The 775-nt window shown below is 40.4% G+C and carries 1 protein-coding gene; it reads left to right on the forward strand.

The window, feature by feature from the left end; translation table 11 throughout:
- On the forward strand, window positions 1–688 hold a 688-nt coding region (locus AC1DRF_RS30610; RefSeq protein ID WP_477742650.1), incomplete at its 5' end, for an LLM class flavin-dependent oxidoreductase.
- Window positions 689–775: the final 87 nt, after the last annotated feature.

The raw sequence follows: 775 nt of genomic DNA on the forward strand, positions 1-775 counted from the left end.
CGATAAACGCTATGAGTTAACAGATGAATTTTTAACGATTTGGCGAGATGTAATGGAAGGAAAAAAAGTGGATTATAAAGGAGAGCATGTTGATGTAACAGGAGCGTATATTCCATCGCCTCCTGTCCAAAAACCGTATCCCCCGCTGTACTTTGGAGGGTCTTCTCCAGCAGGAAAAGAAGTAGGAGCAAAGCATGCAGATGTATATTTGTTATGGGGAGAACCGCCTGCGGTGATTAAAACAAAAATTGATGAGATGAAAGAAAAAGCTGCAAACGAAGGCAGGGACATTCGCTTTGGTATTCGCCTGCACGTTATTGTAAGAGAATCGGAAGACGAAGCGTGGGAATCTGCAGATAAATTAATTAAACATGTTAATGATGATACGATCAAAGCGTTTCAAGATAAGTTTGCCTCATTTGACTCCACTGCCCAAAAAACACAGTCAAGTTTGCACAGCGGCACAAAAGATAGAGGTGCACTGGAGATTGCTCCGAATCTATGGGCAGGAATTGGCTTAGCACGAGAAGGTGCTGGAACTGCTCTTGTTGGCAGTCCTGAAATTGTAGCGGATCGGTTAAAAGAGTACAAAGAGCTAGGAATTGATACGTTTATTTTATCAGGCTACCCGCATCTAGAAGAAGCATATACGTTTGCTGAGCTAGTATTTCCACATATTCAAAAATAACGAAGCAAGAGATAATTCTTGCTTCGTTTTTTTAAATCGTAAAAAAACAAATACCCTAGTTGACTTATAGGAATTATAGGTGTACTA

This window comes from Priestia sp. P5_B4 (assembly GCF_056400385.1).